Source organism: Pseudomonas sp. SD17-1, assembly GCF_029201585.1.
Classification (GTDB): domain Bacteria; phylum Pseudomonadota; class Gammaproteobacteria; order Pseudomonadales; family Pseudomonadaceae; genus Aquipseudomonas; species Aquipseudomonas palmensis.
In genome coordinates, this window is sequence record NZ_CP104044.1 from 4,632,771 (window position 1) to 4,649,119 (window position 16,349).

At 63.9% G+C, this 16,349-nt stretch carries 14 protein-coding genes; 7 read left to right on the forward strand and 7 right to left on the reverse strand.

From position 1 onward, the window contains the following. The first annotated feature begins 122 nt into the window (after window positions 1–122). A complete protein-coding gene (locus N0B28_RS21045) occupies window positions 123–1,310 on the forward strand; it encodes a kelch repeat-containing protein (RefSeq protein WP_275728535.1) in 1,188 nt (395 codons plus the stop codon). Here the strand turns inward: N0B28_RS21045 and N0B28_RS21050 are convergent. After that, complete coding sequence (locus tag N0B28_RS21050; protein WP_058540901.1) at window positions 1,281–2,753, reverse strand: helicase HerA-like domain-containing protein; 1,473 nt, start codon at window positions 2,751–2,753, stop codon at window positions 1,281–1,283. The genes N0B28_RS21045 and N0B28_RS21050 overlap by 30 nt on opposite strands. 169 nt (window positions 2,754–2,922) lie before the next feature. On the opposite strand from N0B28_RS21050, the gene N0B28_RS21055 reads away from it, so the two are divergent. The 4 genes from N0B28_RS21055 (at window position 2,923) to N0B28_RS21070 (ending at window position 7,812) form a co-directional block, all read left to right on the forward strand. Beyond that, window positions 2,923–4,797, forward strand: a complete 1,875-nt coding sequence (locus tag N0B28_RS21055; protein ID WP_043862131.1) for a methyl-accepting chemotaxis protein — start codon at window positions 2,923–2,925, stop codon at window positions 4,795–4,797. A gap of 135 nt (window positions 4,798–4,932) precedes the next feature. Continuing rightward, on the forward strand, window positions 4,933–6,057 hold the full coding sequence (locus N0B28_RS21060) for a glycosyltransferase family 1 protein (RefSeq protein WP_116052210.1): 1,125 nt from the start codon (window positions 4,933–4,935) through the stop codon (window positions 6,055–6,057). Beyond that, window positions 6,050–6,823, forward strand: coding sequence for a polysaccharide deacetylase family protein (locus N0B28_RS21065; RefSeq protein WP_058540899.1), 774 nt, complete (start codon window positions 6,050–6,052; stop codon window positions 6,821–6,823). The genes N0B28_RS21060 and N0B28_RS21065 overlap by 8 nt, the downstream gene beginning before the upstream one ends. Beyond that, window positions 6,820–7,812, forward strand: a complete 993-nt coding sequence (locus N0B28_RS21070; RefSeq protein WP_054914811.1) for a lysylphosphatidylglycerol synthase transmembrane domain-containing protein — start codon at window positions 6,820–6,822, stop codon at window positions 7,810–7,812. Before N0B28_RS21065 ends, N0B28_RS21070 begins: the two co-directional genes overlap by 4 nt. A 50-nt stretch (window positions 7,813–7,862) precedes the next feature. Here N0B28_RS21070 and purU read toward each other — a convergent pair whose 3' ends face one another. Then, window positions 7,863–8,711 carry a formyltetrahydrofolate deformylase gene (gene purU, locus N0B28_RS21075; RefSeq protein ID WP_043862127.1) on the reverse strand — a complete coding sequence of 283 codons (849 nt, stop codon included), beginning with the start codon at window positions 8,709–8,711 and terminating at the stop codon, window positions 7,863–7,865. 300 nt (window positions 8,712–9,011) lie between these two features. On the opposite strand from purU, the gene mvaT reads away from it, so the two are divergent. Next, a complete protein-coding gene (mvaT, locus tag N0B28_RS21080) occupies window positions 9,012–9,389 on the forward strand; it encodes a histone-like nucleoid-structuring protein MvaT (protein WP_043862126.1) in 378 nt (125 codons plus the stop codon). Between the two features lie 72 nt (window positions 9,390–9,461). Here mvaT and sbcB read toward each other — a convergent pair whose 3' ends face one another. From sbcB to N0B28_RS21095, 3 genes are all read right to left on the reverse strand, one after another. After that, window positions 9,462–10,895, reverse strand: coding sequence for an exodeoxyribonuclease I (gene sbcB / locus N0B28_RS21085; RefSeq protein WP_058540898.1), 1,434 nt, complete (start codon window positions 10,893–10,895; stop codon window positions 9,462–9,464). 38 nt (window positions 10,896–10,933) lie between these two features. Beyond that, window positions 10,934–11,293, reverse strand: coding sequence for a PilZ domain-containing protein (locus tag N0B28_RS21090; protein WP_043862124.1), 360 nt, complete (start codon window positions 11,291–11,293; stop codon window positions 10,934–10,936). 157 nt (window positions 11,294–11,450) lie between these two features. Continuing rightward, the gene (locus tag N0B28_RS21095) at window positions 11,451–11,840 is read right to left on the reverse strand and encodes a lipoprotein (protein ID WP_043862123.1); all 390 of its coding nucleotides are present in this window, start codon (window positions 11,838–11,840) and stop codon (window positions 11,451–11,453) included. A gap of 203 nt (window positions 11,841–12,043) precedes the next feature. Here N0B28_RS21095 and pyk point away from each other — a divergent pair, with 203 nt between their 5' ends. Further along, window positions 12,044–13,495 (forward strand): pyruvate kinase, encoded by a 1,452-nt coding sequence (pyk, locus tag N0B28_RS21100; RefSeq protein ID WP_043862122.1) that lies wholly within the window; start codon window positions 12,044–12,046, stop codon window positions 13,493–13,495. 547 nt (window positions 13,496–14,042) lie between these two features. On the opposite strand, the gene N0B28_RS21105 is transcribed toward pyk, so the two are convergent. Together N0B28_RS21105 and N0B28_RS21110 are read right to left on the reverse strand one after the other, a co-directional pair. After that, window positions 14,043–14,969 carry an iron-sulfur-binding ferredoxin reductase gene (locus tag N0B28_RS21105; protein ID WP_275728552.1) on the reverse strand — a complete coding sequence of 309 codons (927 nt, stop codon included), beginning with the start codon at window positions 14,967–14,969 and terminating at the stop codon, window positions 14,043–14,045. Next, on the reverse strand, window positions 14,962–16,074 hold the full coding sequence (locus N0B28_RS21110) for a GGDEF domain-containing protein (protein ID WP_043862120.1): 1,113 nt from the start codon (window positions 16,072–16,074) through the stop codon (window positions 14,962–14,964). Before N0B28_RS21110 ends, N0B28_RS21105 begins: the two co-directional genes overlap by 8 nt. Between the last annotated feature and the right edge of the window lie 275 nt (window positions 16,075–16,349).

Consider the following 16,349-nt stretch of genomic DNA (forward strand, 5'->3'; position numbering starts at 1 on the left):
GTCAGCCATTCAGTTGGCTGGCCCTTTTTCATGGCCCTGCGCAAACGCACTGTCATTTATGTCAGTAGACGATGGGCCACCTGCAGCGCACCCTCCTTTTCACGCCGACAAGGAGAATGCACATGTCGAAGGACGGCCATATCCACGCTTGCGCTGGCGCCATGCTCATCGCCCGGGCCCTGCACAGCGCCATGCGTTTGCCCAATGGCGATGTACTGGTTGCCGGCGGCATCACCAATGGCGGGCTTGCCACCGACAGCGTGGAACGCTTCAGCTTTGAGCAGCGCGAATGGACGCATCAGCCCCCCAAGCAGAAGGCGGCATTCTCGCAACTCACGGTCACTCTCGACGACAGGTCCTTTCTGCTGGTGGGCGGCTCGCAAACCGGGGAAGCCAGCGACCACGTCGAGCGTTTCGACCCCATCCGCTCATGCTGGACAACGCTGCGCAGCCTCCAGGTTGCCCGCTTCAGCCACACCGCTACGTCATTGTGGGGCGGCACGAACAAGGTGCTTGTCATCGGCGGCAACCACCTCAAGGGCGATACCGGTAAAGTGCTCGACATCGTCGAGCTGTACGACGTCGCCAGCGACGAGTGGTATCAGCTCGGTGAGCGCAGTCAGGCACGCATGACCCACAGCGCCACGTTGCTCGATTCCGGCAAGGTGCTGATTATCGGCGGCTATGCCCCCGACCAGGCACTGACCCACTGTGAACTCTTCGACCCGCAGACCGGGCGGTTCGAGCCGACCAGGCCATTGCCTGCCCCCCGCATGCAGCATACGGCCACGCTGCTGAACAATGGCCAGGTGATGGTGGCGGGCGGCACCTGCATGCCGTTTGGTGAAAGTGCACTGGAATCGTTTTTGTACGATCCGCTAACCAATACCTGGCGAAGTGGCCCGCCCATGCAGCGTGGACACCAGGGGCACACCGCCACGTTGCTGCCCGATGGTCGGCTGCTGGTGGCCGGCCATACCAGACTGCCCTACCGCCCCAGCACCGAGCTGTACGACCCACGCAAGGATGCATGGGTGCTGGGCAGCGAGCTGAACGAACCGCGTTTCTCCCACAGCGCCACGTTGCTGCCCGACGGTCAGGGCGTGCTGCTGTGCGCAGGCCAACTGCTCACACCCGACACGGCCTATACACGAAGCTGCGAGCACTGCTGCGGCCCCTTGGCACAACCTGCCGAGCCTGCGCAGGGTACCGGCTCGGTGCCTTCGGGCCCGCTTGAGAACTTGCCGGCGAACCGGCAACTCCACTGCCTCGACGCCTTGTCAGCGGCGCTTGCTGCCCCCCAGCAGTGAGCCCATCAAGCCCCGCACCAGTTGCCGTCCGAACTGATTGGCCGCCTGGCGCACCGCCGACTTGATCGCCTGCCCCGCCGCGCTCTGCAAGAACTCCCCGGCCTTGTCGGCCAGGCTTTCCTCAGCCGGCGCCTGCTGCGCCGATGGCACCTGCCCCTTGCGCGCCATCAATATCTCGTACGCCGACTCCCGATCGATCGGCTTGTCATAGCGCCCCTGCAACGGCGACGCCGCAATCAGCGCCGCCCGCTCGGCCTCGCTCAACGGCCCGATGCGCGATTGCGGCGGCGCGATCAGTACCCGCTCGACCATGCCCGGCGTGCCCTTGTCCTGCAGGGTGCCCACCAACGCCTCGCCAATGCCAAGCTCGGTCAGCACCGCCAGGGTGTCGAACGCCGGGTTCGGCCGAAACCCATCGGCCACCGCCCGCAGCGACTTCTGCTCCTTGGCCGTGAACGCACGCAAGCCATGCTGGATACGCAGGCCGAGCTGGGCGAGCACATCGTCCGGCAGGTCGCCCGGCGACTGAGTCACGAAATACACCCCCACCCCCTTGGAACGAATCAACCGCACCACCTGTTCCAGACGATCCTGCAAGGCCTTGGGCGTGCCGCTGAACAACAGGTGCGCCTCATCGAAAAACAGCGCCAGCAGAGGCTTGTCCGCATCGCCACGCTCGGGCAACTGCTCGAACAGCTCCGCCAGCAACCACAGCAGGAAGGTCGCATACACCTTCGGCGCCTCGTGCACCAGGCGGCTGGCATCGAGCAGGTGGATGCGCCCGCGCCCGTCGGCAGCAGGCTGCAGCAGGTCTGGCAACTGCAACGCCGGCTCACCGAACAGAGCCTCGGCCCCTTGCTGCTCCAGGGTCGCCAGGCGCCGCAACAGGGCCTGGCTGGAACCGCTGGTCATCAGCGCACTGTCTTCGCCGAGCACCTGCGGGTTGTCCTTGAGGTGGCCGAGCAGCGCCTTGAGGTCCTTGATGTCCAGCAGCAACAGGCCCTCGCGATCGGCCACTTTGAACGCCGCATACAGCGCCGCCTGCTGGCTGTCGTTGAGTTCGAGCAGGTTGCCCAGCAGCAACGGGCCCATTTCGCTCAAGGTCGTGCGCAACGGGTGCCCGGACTTGCCGTGCACATCCCACAGGGTCACCGGATACGCCTGCGGCCGATGCTCGAGCCAGGGCATGCCGGCAATCCGCTCGGCCACCTTGCCCTGCGGGCTGCCCACCGCACCCAGGCCGCACAGGTCGCCTTTGACGTCGGCAGCGAACACCGCCACGCCGGCATCGCTGAAGGCCTCGGCCAGGTGCTGCAAGGTCACGGTCTTGCCGGTGCCGGTGGCCCCGGCAACCAGTCCGTGACGGTTGGCCAGGCGCATGGCCTGGCACACCGGCTGCCCCGCCAGGTCCGCACCGAGAATGAACTGCGAAGAGTCAGGCATGTTTTTTCACCCTCTGTTCAAGCTTTAGTAGTACTCGGCCGATACCAAGTGTTGATGTTTCACCCAGAAAGTCAGGAAAAGCCCGACAAGGACATGGGAACTGCACTGCTTTCAAGATGCCTTTGTGCGAATGACCCGGATATAAAGACCTTAGCGGACCCAATACGCCATGAATAAAAGCTTCCGTTTCAGCCATAAGATCTTGCTGGCTGCTTCCCTGATCGTCCTTGTGGCCTTCACCCTCTTTACTCTCTACAACGATTACCTGCAGCGTAATGCGATTCACGAAGATCTGGAAAACTATGTCGGCGAAATGGGCGATGCCGCCTCGACCAACATCAAGAACCTCTTCGAAGGACGCCTGCTGCTGGTAGAGAACCTGGCACAGAACATCGCGGCAGCTCCCGGCAACCTCGATTCGCTGCTGGACCAGAAGGTGCTGGCGTCGAGCTTCATCACGGTGTACATGGGCAAGACCGACGGCGGCTTCACCGTGCGCCCGGTGATCCAGATGCCTGACGGCTACGATCCGCGCATCCGCGACTGGTACAAGGACAGCATGGCGGCCAACGGCCCGACCCTGACCGAACCCTACCTGGACATCAGTACCGGCAAGATGGTGATCGGCATGAACGCCACAGTGTCGCGCGAACTGGGCGTGGTCGGTGGCGACATGGAGCTGGACGCCCTGGTCAAGATCATCAACTCCCTGAATTTCGGCGGCATGGGTTACGCGTTTCTGGTGAACGACCAAGGCAAGATCCTGGTGCACCCGGACAAGGACCTGGTGATGAAGTCGCTGTCGGACCTGTACCCGAACAACACCCCGCGCCTGACCAAGGAACTGACCGAGGTCGAGAACAACGGCCAGACCCGTATCCTCAGTTTCGCACCGGTCAAAGGCCTGCCATCGGCCAACTGGCACATCGGTCTCTCGATCGATAAAGAAAAAGCCTACGCGATGCTGAGCAAGTTCCGCACCTCGGCGGTGATCGTCACCGTGATTGCGGTGGCCATCATCATCGCCCTGCTCGGCATGCTCATCCGCGTGCTGCTGCAACCGCTGCACATCATGACCCGCGCCATGGAAGACATCGCCCAGGGCGAAGGCGACCTGACCAAGCGTCTGAGCATCCACAGCAACGACGAATTCGGCACCCTGGGCCGCGCCTTCAACCACTTCGTCGAGCGTATCCACAGCTCGATCCGCGAAGTGTCCTCGGCCACCCAGCAGGTCAACGAAGTGGCACTGCGCGTGGTCAGCGCCTCCAACTCCTCGATGGTCAACTCCGACGAGCAGGCCAACCGCACCAACAGCGTGGCCGCCGCGATCAACGAGCTGGGCGCCGCTGCCCAGGAAATCGCCCATAACGCCGCGCAAGCCTCGCAGCAGGCCAGCTCTGCACGCCACCTGGCCGAAGAGGGCCAGCAGGTGGTAGACCGCAGCATCCAGGCGATGAACCGTCTGTCGGACCTTATCTCCACCTCCAGCTCGCACATCGAGACGCTCAACAGCAAGACCGTGAACATCGGTCAGATCCTCGAAGTGATCACCAGCATCTCGCAACAGACCAACCTGCTGGCCCTCAACGCGGCCATCGAGGCGGCCCGTGCCGGTGAAGCCGGGCGCGGGTTTGCCGTGGTGGCCGATGAAGTGCGCAACCTGGCACACCGTACCCAGGAGTCGGCACAACAGGTGCAGAGCATGATCGAAGAGCTGCAGGTCGGCGCCCGCGAGTCGGTCGACACAATGAGCCAGAGCCAGCGCCACAGCCAGGACAGCGTCTCGATCGCCAACCAGGCCGGCGAACGCCTGGGCAGCGTGACCCTGCGTATCGGCGAGATCGACGGCATGAACCAGTCGGTGGCCACCGCCACCGAAGAGCAGACCTCGGTGGTCGAGTCGATCAACATGGACATCAACGAAATCAACATGCTCAACCAGGAAGGCGTGGAGAACCTGCAGGCCACCCTGCGTGCCTGTTCCGACCTGGAACAGCAGGCCGGCCGCCTCAAGCACCTGGTCGGTACCTTCCGCATCTGACCGCGCGCGCCCGGCGGCTTGCTCGCCGGGCGCGCAACATGATCGAACAAACTATCCTTCACTGAGGTCCACCCTAGGGCGCGTCATCCACCGCATATCCATGCGCGATGACAACCTGAAGACGGTCTCGGAGGGATGCTGATCGTGCACATCGCTGACATCACCATGTTCTACGCCCCCGCCAGTGGCGGTGTGCGTACCTATCTTGATGCCAAACACCGCCGCCTGGGCCTGAACCCCGGCGTTCGCCACAGCCTGCTGATCCCCGGCGCCAGCGCCAGCCATGCCAATGGCATCTATCAGGTGCCTGCCCCCGCCCTGCCCTTCGGCAACGGCTACCGCTTCCCGCTGCGTCTGGCGCCCTGGCGCAACGTGCTGCATGACCTGCAACCGGACCTGATCGAAGTGGGCGACCCCTACCTCACCGCCTGGGCCGCGCTCGATGCACGGCGCCAGCTCGATGTGCCGGTGATCGGGTTCTATCATTCCGACCTGCCGCTGCTGGTCGGCAACCGCATGGGCCACTGGTTCACGCCCAATGTCGAAGCCTATGTCAGCAAGCTGTACGGCAACTTCGACCGGGTGCTGGCGCCCAGCCAGGTGATGGCTGACAAGCTGCGCGGGCTGGGCATCGGCAATGTGCATGTACAGCGCCTCGGGGTGGACCTGCAGACCTTCCACCCCGATCATCGCGACCCCGGCCTGCGCGCCGAACTGGGGCTGGCCGACACCACGCGCCTGCTGGTGTTCGCCGGGCGCGGCTCCCGGGAGAAGAACCTGCCCGTGCTGCTGGACTGCATGAAACGCCTGGGCAAGCACTATCACCTGCTGCTGGTGGGTTCGCACATGCCCAGCAACGTGCCGGCCAACGTCACCATCATCAACCACTTCTGCCCGGCCACCCAGGTCGCCCGCCTGCTGGCCAGTGCCGATGCGCTGCTGCACGCCGGCGACCAGGAGACCTTCGGGCTGGTGATACTCGAGGCCATGGCCAGCGGCATCCCGGTGGTGGCGGTAGCGGCCGGGGCCTTTACCGAAATCGTCGAACCGAGCTACGGCCGGCTGTGCACGCCCAACGACGGCCAGGCGATGGCCGCCGCCGTGCGCGAGCTGTTCGAGGCCGGCGCACCGCAACTGGGGCAGCAGGCACGCCGGCATGCCGAACAGCACTACGCCTGGGACACGGTGGTCGGCGGCCTGCTCGAACACTATCGGGCCGTGCTGGGCCATCACGAGCAACCGGTGCGCGCCCATGCCTGAACAGCCTGACCTGCACAACCAGCACCCCAGCGTGCTGCTGGTGCTGCACGACGTGGCCCCGGAAACCTGGCCCGACTACCAGCCCTTCGTCGAAGCCGTCGACGCCCTGGGCGACATCCCCATGACCCTGCTGGTGGTACCCGACTTCCACCGGCGCAACCCTGTGCAGCAGGCCCCGGCCTTTCGCCAGGTGCTGGAGCGGCGACTGAGCCGGGGCGACGAACTGGCCCTGCATGGCTACTACCATGCCGACGACGGCCCGCCGCCACGTTCGCCGCGCGAGTACTTCATGCGCCGCATCTATACCTGGGAGGGTGAGTTCTACGCCTTGGGCCAGGCCCAGGCGCTGCATCGCCTGAATGCCGGGATCGAGCTGTTCCAGGCCTGCGATTGGCCGCTGACCGGCTTCGTTGCCCCGGCCTGGCTGATGAGCGAAGGCACTCGCCAGGCCCTGCGCGAAACCCCGCTGCACTACACCAGCGACCCGCAGCACCTGTTCCGCCTGCCCGACTTCAGCCGCATCGACGCCCCGGGGCTGGTGTGGAGCGCCCGCAGTGCCTGGCGCCGCGGGCTGTCGAAAGTACTCAGCGAGGCGCGCCGGGCACGCCTGCAGCAGGCGGCCACGATCCGCCTCGGGCTGCACCCGGTGGACATGCGCCATGCCTATTCGCGCCGCTACTGGCTCGACACCCTGCAGCAACTGCTGCAGCAGGGCCGTACCCCCATGACCAAGATGGCGTGGCTGGCCAGCAGGCCCGGCGCATGACTCGCCTGGGCTGGCTCACGCTGGCCCTGCTGCTGGCGCTGCTGGTACCGACGCTGCTGGGCGGCAGCGACCTGCTGCCGCGCCTGCAGCGGTTCCCGCTGGCGCTGCTGATGGGGTTGTTCGGCATGATCGTGCTGTGCTGGTGCATCAACGCCCTGCGCCTGCGTCTGCTGCTCGGCACCCAGGGGGCGGCGCTGGGGCGGGTGCGCAGCCTGGGGGTGATCATGGCCACCGAGTTCGCCATCTGCTCCACCCCCGGCGGCAGCGGCGGGCCATTGGCGCTGGTGGCCCTGCTGGCCAGGCACCGGGTGCGCCCGGCCCAGAGCAGCGCGGTGTTCGCCATGGACCAGCTCAATGACCTGGTGTTCTTCCTGTGCGCGATGTTCGGGATTGTCATCTACATGCTGTTCCACCGCTTCAGCGCAAGCATGCAGGGCATGCTGCTGGCCAGTGCGCTGATGATGTTCGCCGCCCTGCTGGCGGGGCTGGCGATACTGCGCTGGCGCCGCGGGTTGATGCGTGCGATGGGCCGTCTGCTGCGGCGGTTGAAGGTGCGTGACGCCACGTGCCGACGCTGGGCGCGCAAGGTGCTGCACTTCTTTCGCGCGTTTGCCGCCACCTGGCGCCTGCCCAAGCGGGTACTGGCACTGGTGTTCGGGCTCACCTGCCTGCACTGGGCGTTGCGCTACAGCGTGCTGTACCTGGTGTTGCGCGGGCTGGGGGCAGACCTGCAGTGGGTGTCGAGCTTTCTGGTGCAGATGCTCGCCCTGAGTGCCGGCCAGTTCAGCCTGTTGCCCGGCGGGGCTGGCGCGGCGGAGTTGACCTCGGCGACGCTGCTGACGCCCATGGTGGGCAAGTCGACCGCAGCAGCGGCGATTCTGATATGGCGGGTGGTGACGTACTACTTCTATCTGGTGGTGGGCGGCCCGGTGTTCGTCTGCCTGCTGGGCAAGCCGCTGCTGGAGCGGTTGCGCCTGGCACGGCGGTAGACACGCGTTGTGCCCTTCGCCAGCAAGGCTGGCGAAGGGCCGGTGCGGTCCTAGAACACCACCGTCTTGTTGCCGTGCACCAGCACGCGGTCTTCCAGGTGATAGCGCAGGCCGCGGGCCAGCACCATCTTCTCGACGTCGCGACCGAAACGCACCATGTCCTCGATGCTGTCGCTGTGGCTCACACGCACCACGTCCTGCTCGATGATCGGGCCGGCATCCAGCTCTTCGGTCACGTAGTGGCAGGTGGCGCCGATCAGCTTCACGCCTCGCATCGACGCCTGGTGATACGGCTTGGCCCCCACGAACGACGGCAGGAAGCTGTGGTGAATGTTGATCACCTGCTGGGCGTATTCCTGGCACAGCTGTGGCGGCAGGATCTGCATGTAGCGCGCCAGCACCACCACGTCGGCGGCATGCTCCTTGACCAGGCGCGACACCTCGGCAAATGCCGGCTGCTTGTTCTGCGGGTCGACCGGTACGTGGTAGAACGGAATGCCGTGCCACTCGACCATGCTACGCAGGTCGTTGTGGTTGGAGATCACGCACGGGATATCGCAGTCCAGCTCATTGCTGTGCCAGCGGTGCAGCAGGTCGGCCAGGCAATGGGACTCGCGGCTGGCCATCAGCACCACGCGTTTCTTCTGGTCGGTGTCGGTAATGCGCCACACCATCGAAAACTCTTCGGCAATCGGCGCGAACGCTTCGCGCAGCGCCTCGATGCCGAAAGGCAGGGTATCGGCACGGATTTCGTGACGCATGAAGAACCAGCCGCTCAGGTCATCGGAATGATGGCTCGCTTCGGTGATCCAGCCGTTATGGGACGCCAGAAAATTACTGACTTTGGCGACGATGCCGACACGGTCGGGGCAAGCGATCACCAGCCGATAGGTGCGCATGAGAGGGGCTCCAGAGTTCGCAAAGGCGCGTATTCTAACGACTGCCCGGAAAAACTGCAGTAGTGATTGCATACCGTGTATCACAACCTCACACCGCAGCCAGCCTGGGCTTGCACCTCGTCAAGGGCACATTAAAGTTATTTAACAATTGAAGCGGATAATTGGGAGTATCTCGTCACAATACCCTTTCAATTATGAAGGTATTCCGCAATGACGGCGGTTTAATGTTTACTTGTATTAAGTGTCTGACTATTATTGCTGCACCGCTGTCCTGCGTCCCTTCCCTCCAAGGAATACCTCATGTCCCTGATCAACGAATACCGCGCTACCGAAGAAGCCATCAAAGAACTGCAAGCCCGCCTGAAGAACCTGTCCGAAGACAACAAGCTGAAAACCGAGCTGGAGTTTGAAGCCAAACTGCGCGAGCTGATGGGCGAGTACTCCAAGTCGCTGCGCGACATTATTGCTCTGCTGGACCCTGAGGCCAAACTGAACAAGGCCCCTCGCGGCCCGGTTAAAACCACCGGCACCAAGCGTGCACGCAAGGTCAAGCAATACAAGAACCCGCACAATGGCGAAGTCATCGAAACCAAAGGTGGCAACCACAAGACACTCAAAGAGTGGAAAGCCAAGTGGGGTGGTGACGTAGTAGAAGGCTGGGCGACCCTGCTCGGTTAATCGCTGGACACTGTAACCCGGTTACAGGTCAGCCCAAAACGCCAGCATGCTGGCGTTTTTTATTGCCTGCAATTACTGCAGGGCAAACCGTTCGCGCAAGTTCCTGGCATGGGCTCGCCATTGCGCCAGCAACTCGCGCTGCGTGGCATCGGCATCCAGCCAGGCGCTCTGCAATGCCTGCTCGAAGCCTTCAAGGGTATTCGGAGCGCCCATTGCCGGGTCGCTCAGGCGCTGCTGGCAGAATCCGAGCCAACGCTGGCGCTCCTGTGCATCCAAGGTCTGCGGAAAATTGCGCGCACGGTAGCGAAACAGCAACTCCGGCAATCGTGCATCGTCGAACATCCACTGACCCGTGGCTAATTGCTCGGGCTCCACGGTTCTTACTTGTTCACACAGGCGTCGGTCGCGATCACCGATAAACCCGTCATACAGCTGTTGCTCGGGGTCTTCGCTCGGGGCGAATTCCTGACTGTCATAAATAGCGCTCAACTTGTTCTGCCACACGGCCTGGGCGGCACTCAACTGCTCGGCGCGCTGTTGATACAACGTCATATCCAGGCCAAGGCGTTGCTGATCTTCACCGCGCAATACACTCAAGGGCGCGACCACCGGGCAGCGATTGATCTGAATTAATTTCAACGGTACCGGCAATTGTCCCTCGGACATTTCCTCGCGTCGGGTGTACAGACGCTGACGCAACACTTCGGCATCTTCCGTCAGCAATGGGGCGATATCCTGATGCAAGTCGCACACAATCAGCGCATTGCGATTGCGTGGATGCCAGGCGAGGGGCAGCACCACGCCAAGATAATTACGTGCCGCAGAAAAGCGTCCGGAAATATGCACAAGCGGTTGCAACAAACGCACTTGATCGAGGACTTTCTGCTTGCTGCGCAACTGGAACAACCATGCATACAGCCTGGGTTGCTTCTCGCGAATCAAGCGCGCCATTGCCAACGTGGCACGCACATCCGCAAGCGCCTCGTGCGCCTGCCCGTGATCGATGCCATTGGCCGCCGTCAGCAACTCCAGCTTCAGGCTCACCTGGCCGTCGCGCTGCGGCCACTGCATGCCATCGGGGCGCAAGGCGTAGGCAGTGCGCACCACATCGATAAGGTCCCAGCGGCTGTTGCCGCCCTGCCACTCGCGGGCATAGGGGTCGAAAAAGTTGCGATACAGGCTGTAACGCGTCACTTCGTCGTCGAAACGCAGCGAGTTGTAGCCGGCCCCGCAGGTACCCGGGCGCGCCAGCTCGGCGTGCACCCGAGTCATGAACTCGGCTTCGCACAGACCCTGGGTGGCCAGCTGCGCCGGGGTAATGCCGGTTATCAGGCACGCCGCAGGGTGCGGCAGAATATCGTCGGCGGGTTGGCAGAAGAGGTTGACCGGCGGCTCGATCTCGTTGAGGTCCAGATCGGTGCGCACCCCTGCCACCTGCAGGGGCCGGTCGCTGCGTGGGTTGATACCGGTGGTTTCATAGTCGTGCCAGAAAATGCTGGAGCTCACGGCGTCGTCCTGAACAGAAAATCTGCCGGGAGTCTACCTCAGGCCGACGCACTCAACGGGTGGAAGCTGAAATAGTTGCGCAGCGACGACACCAGTTCGTCGTATTCGCGAGGGGCCTGCAGCAGCATGAAGCCGGAATCGTAGTGCCCCGGGTTCTCGTCTTCGTGGCACCACAGGCAGCTGGCGGTGAGGTTGATCACGTGCAGCGCACCGGCGCGCCCGGGCACCTTGAGCTGCAGTTCGAAATCGGGGCCCACCAGCAGTGGCAGGTCGCTGATCAGCATCAGGCCGTCTTCGGACACATTGCCCAGATAACCGATGGGCAACCCGGTAAACCGGTTGAAGACCTTGAGGTAATACGGGAGCAGGTGACGCTCGATTCGACGTTCGGTAAACATGATAGGAGTCGCTGTCGAAGACCCTTGAGCAGGGTCGCGCTGGATCGTTCTGGTGTACCGCATGTACCTCACAAGCCTAGCGCAACCTGACTGCCCCGTCACATTCGGACCCGCGCACTTTAGTATTAACGTCAGTATCGACGTCGTTGCGCGGCCATCAACGCCAGGGGGTGCTGCTGGCCGGACGGGCGATGGCCGGCTCGCCATTGGGGCGATAGTGGCCAAGCTGCTCGAGGGTCTGCAGGCGGGCGCGGGCACGGTAGGCGTACTCGTTGCGCGGGTACTGGGTGATGATGTACTGGTAGGTCTGCGCCGCATCCACATAGAGCTTCTGGCGCTCCAGGCACTGACCGCGCAGCATCGACGCCTCGGGGTGGATGAACGGGCGCGCACGGCTGGTGCGGTCGACCTGCGACAGCTCGAGCATGACCTGCTCGCAGTTGCCGCGATCATAGGCGCGGTAGGCATTGTTCAGGTGATGGTCCATCGACCAGCGGGTGCAACCGACGACACTGGTCGCCAGGGCTAAAACGATCAAGGCTCGCATGGGGGGTCTCCTCTACTGAGCAGTGTATCGGCGCTTTCCTTGAAAGCTATAGGAGGAACAGCGGCAAGCGGACTGCATTGCGCTTGCCGCTTGCCACTCGTTCAACCGCCCCTCCTCCTCCCACCAAGGTAGTGCAAAGGAACAATGACTACAGCGATTTTCCGGAGTAGCCTTTCGCTGCGCTTCACTACAGGAGTCTGTGCATGACCATCCGCCGCACCAAAATTGTCGCCACCCTTGGCCCCGCCAGCAACTCGCCGGAAGTTATCGAGCAACTGATCCTTGCGGGTCTGGACGTCGCTCGCTTGAACTTCTCGCACGGCACCCCGGACGAGCACAAGGCTCGCGCCCGCATGATCCGTGACATCGCTGCCAAGCATGGCCGCCACGTCGCGCTGCTGGGCGACCTGCAAGGGCCGAAGATCCGCATTGCCAAGTTTGCCAACAAGCGAATCGAACTCAAGGTCGGCGACCGCTTCACCTTCTCCACGGCTCACCCGCTCACCGAAGGCACCCAGGATATCGTCGGCATCGACTACCCGGACCTGGTCAAGGACTGCGGCGTGGGTGACGAACTGCTGCTCGACGACGGCCGCGTGGTCATGCGCGTCGAAACCGCCAGCGCCGACGCCCTGCACTGCGTGGTGCTGATCGGCGGCCCGCTGTCGGACCACAAGGGCATCAACCGTCGCGGCGGCGGCCTGACCGCCCCGGCCCTGACCGAGAAAGACAAGGCCGACATCAAGCTGGCGGCCGAGATGGACCTGGACTACCTGGCCGTGTCGTTCCCGCGTGATGCCAGCGACATGGAATACGCCCGTCGCCTGCGTGACGAGTCCGGTGGTACGGCCTGGCTGGTGGCCAAGATCGAACGTGCCGAAGCCGTGGCCGACGACGAGACCCTCGACGGCCTGATTCGCGCCAGTGATGCAGTGATGGTGGCCCGTGGTGACCTGGGTGTGGAAATCGGCGACGCCGAGCTGGTGGGCATCCAGAAGAAGATCATTCTGCATGCACGCCGCCACAACAAGGCGGTGATCACCGCGACCCAGATGATGGAGTCGATGATCCAGAACCCGATGCCGACCCGTGCCGAAGTGTCCGACGTGGCCAACGCCGTGCTCGACTACACCGACGCGGTAATGCTGTCGGCCGAGAGTGCTGCCGGTGCCTACCCGCTCGAGGCGGTACAGGCCATGGCGCGGATCTGCCTGGGCGCCGAGAAGCACCCTACCAGCAAGACCTCCAGCCACCGCATGGGCACGCAGTTCAGCCGTTGCGACGAGAGCATCGCGCTGGCGGCCATGTACACCGCCAACCACTTCCCGGGTGTGAAGGCGATCATTGCCTTGACCGAGAGTGGCTACACCCCGCTGATCATGTCGCGTATTCGTTCGTCGATCCCGATCTTCGCCTTCTCGCCGCACCGCGAGACCCAGGCGCGGGTTGCGATGTTCCGTGGCGTGTACACCGTACCGTTCGACCCTGCGGCGCTGGCGCCGGAGCAAGTCAGCCAGGCGGCGGTGGACGAGCTGCTCAAGCGTGGCGTGGTCGAGCAAGGTGACTGGGTCATCCTGACCAAGGGTGACAGCTACCACACCATCGGTGGCACCAATGGCATGAAGATTCTGCATGTCGGTGATCCGTTGGTCTGAAGCTGACCGGTTGTCACTAGAGCCCCGCCTTGATGGCGGGGCTTTTTTATGGGTGCCGATACGCCGGTGCCGGTGCCGGTGATCTTGGTCTTAATCTGGCTTTGATCTGCCGGCCCTTCAGAAGGCCGAGTGGAATCGCCATTCAGGCTGGATAATCTCTCAACTGGATCAGTGGTTCCAATGACAGCGAGCATATCCAACATGAATACAGACGCCGAGGGCCCCTTCCGCTCTTACAGCGGCTTACTTTTTTCTTGGAAAAAGTAAGCAAAACCGCTCCGTCCATCATCAGGCCCTACGCTTCGCTACGGGTCCCCTCCCTCCGGCGCCGATCCGGGGGCACGCGACCCGAGTTGCAAGCAACTCTAACAGTCGCTCGCTTCGGCTAACGCCGAAGGGGCTTCGCCCCGCCCCCTGCACGACACCTCCACTCGGCCTTCTGGGGGACGGAAGATCAAAATCAAAAGCAGATCAAGAGCCAGAGCCAGAGCCAAGGCCAGCGCAAACGCCGCAGGAGCCTGCAGTACCTCCTTATGGGAACAGGAGCTCAGGCATGCCCCACGAATACATCCGCAAACAGCTGATTACGCGGCAACCCCGCCAGAAACATCCCACGCGCAAACCGCTCCACACTCGACGCAGAGCCACAAGCCAGCGCAATCGTCTGACGCGATGCCAGACGCATCGGCCCCAACTCCTCCGGTATCAGCAACTGCACCTCCACCTGCGGGTACCGCCGCGCCAGGTCATCCAGCTCCCGCTGCAGGTAATGCCCACCCGCCTCGCTCGCCACATGCACCACCCTGATCGCCCCCTGATGCTCCTGACGCAGCGCCTCGCGCACAATCCCCCACAGTGGCGCCAGCCCGGAACCCGCCGCCAGCAGCCACAACGGCCGGGCCTGCCAATCCGGATCGTAATGCAGCGCGCCACCGCGCAACTCCCCCAGGCGCACCAGGTCGCCCACCTGCAACCCCTGCGCCGCGCTGCAGAACGCCCCGGCATGCCGGCAATCCAGGTGAAATTCGAGCCATTCATCCTCGCCCGGCACGCTGGCCAGCGAATACGGTCGCGCAACACCCTGCGCGCTCCACAGCACCAGATGCTGCCCCGCCTGATAACGCAACGGCCTGTCCGGTTGCAGGCGCAGGCGCAGCACCTGCGCGCCCAGCCAGTCCAGCGCAACGACCCGCGCCGGCGCCCCATCGCGCACCGGGTCGAACACCGCCACCTGCAGGTCACTCTCGACCCGGCACTGGCAGGCCAGCCGCCAGCCCTCCAGGCGCTTGCCTTCGCTCAGCGCATCGGGCCTGGCATCACCCGGCACACCCGCCAGACAGCGCACCAGGCATGCATGGCAGCTCCCCGCCCGGCAGCTGTAGGGCACGCCCACGCCAGCCTCGTTCAGCGCATCCAGCAGGTTGCTGCCCTCGGCCACCTGCCAACTGCGCTCACCTACGCACAACTCAGGCATCCACCACCTCCCAGGCCGGCACACAGCGATTTCGGCCACTGCGCTTGGCGCGGTACAGCGCCTGGTCGGCACGGTGCAATGCATTGTCCAGGTCATCCTCGGCTGTCAGCAGGGTCATGCCGACCGACAGGCTCAAGGGCCCCACCTGCCCCTGCATCGCCGCCGAGGGCAACGCACCGAAGGCCTGACGCAGACGCTCGCAGCAATGTTCCAGGGCCTGGGCCGTGCAATCAGGCAACAGCAGCACGAACTCCTCGCCGCCATAGCGGGCCAGCACCGCGGCGTCGCACAGGTGCTCGCTGGCAACCTGGGCAAAGGCCTGCAGTACCCGGTCGCCGACCGCATGCCCGTGGGCGTCGTTGATGCGCTTGAAATGGTCCAGGTCGATCAGCGCCAGACCATGCCGGCTCCCCATGGGCATGCTGGCCAGGGCATCGCTGGCCAGGCGCAGAAAATGCCGGCGGTTGAATAGGCCGGTCAGCTCGTCGGTGGCCACCAGTTCCTCCAGTTGCCCCATCATGCCGCGCAGGGTGTCCTGGTGCGCCTGCAGGGCGATGCGGCGCTGGCGCATGCGCTGGCGCGAGGCCTGCACGTAGCGGGCATACAGGCACAACCAGCACAGCACCACGAACAGCGTGCATACCTGCAACGCCGCCAGCGCCGGGTCCGACAGGCGCCCGTTGCCCCACTCCCACAGGTTCAGGCCGAGAAAGCTGCACAGCACCACCAGCGCGCAGCGGGTGAACGAACGGCCGTTGAGGTGGAACAGGCCGAACATCAGGATCAACGGGTACAGCACCAGGAAGGTGCCACGGGCCTGGTCCAGGTTGGCCAGCAGCCAGGTTTGCCAGGCCGCTGCCAGCAGCACCTGGAACTCCGTGAGGCTGGGGTCGCGCCAGCGCAGGTTGACGCCACTGGCAAACACCCAGCCCAGCCACGCCAGGTTGAGCAACAGCAGCACACTGCTCGCGCCGATGACCGGCACCGGCGCCTGCACATGCCCGCCCAGCACGGCGACCCAGGCCAGCAGCAGCACCAGCAGGTAACTGCCGGCAGCCAGCAGGAAACGCTTGAGAAGAAGCTTTTGCAGAGCGGTTTCGGTCACGGGTGACTCACCAGGCAGCCGAGCGGCAGCGGTTGTGACGGGGGGCAGTCGGTACTGTAGGACGTGTTCGAAATAATTGCCACGCAAAAACAGTGCCTGGCAGCAGGCGACCATGGTTGGCCGCACTGGCGCGTGTACCGGCAGGCGATGCGCGCTATACTGCCGCGCCTTTTTGCGTCGGCCACTGCGTGTCGGCGCGCCTTGAAAGGTCATTGCGACGCCTCGGCCCGTGAACGTCGCGATACCTTAATGAATGTTCCCGTCTTTAAGAGGAG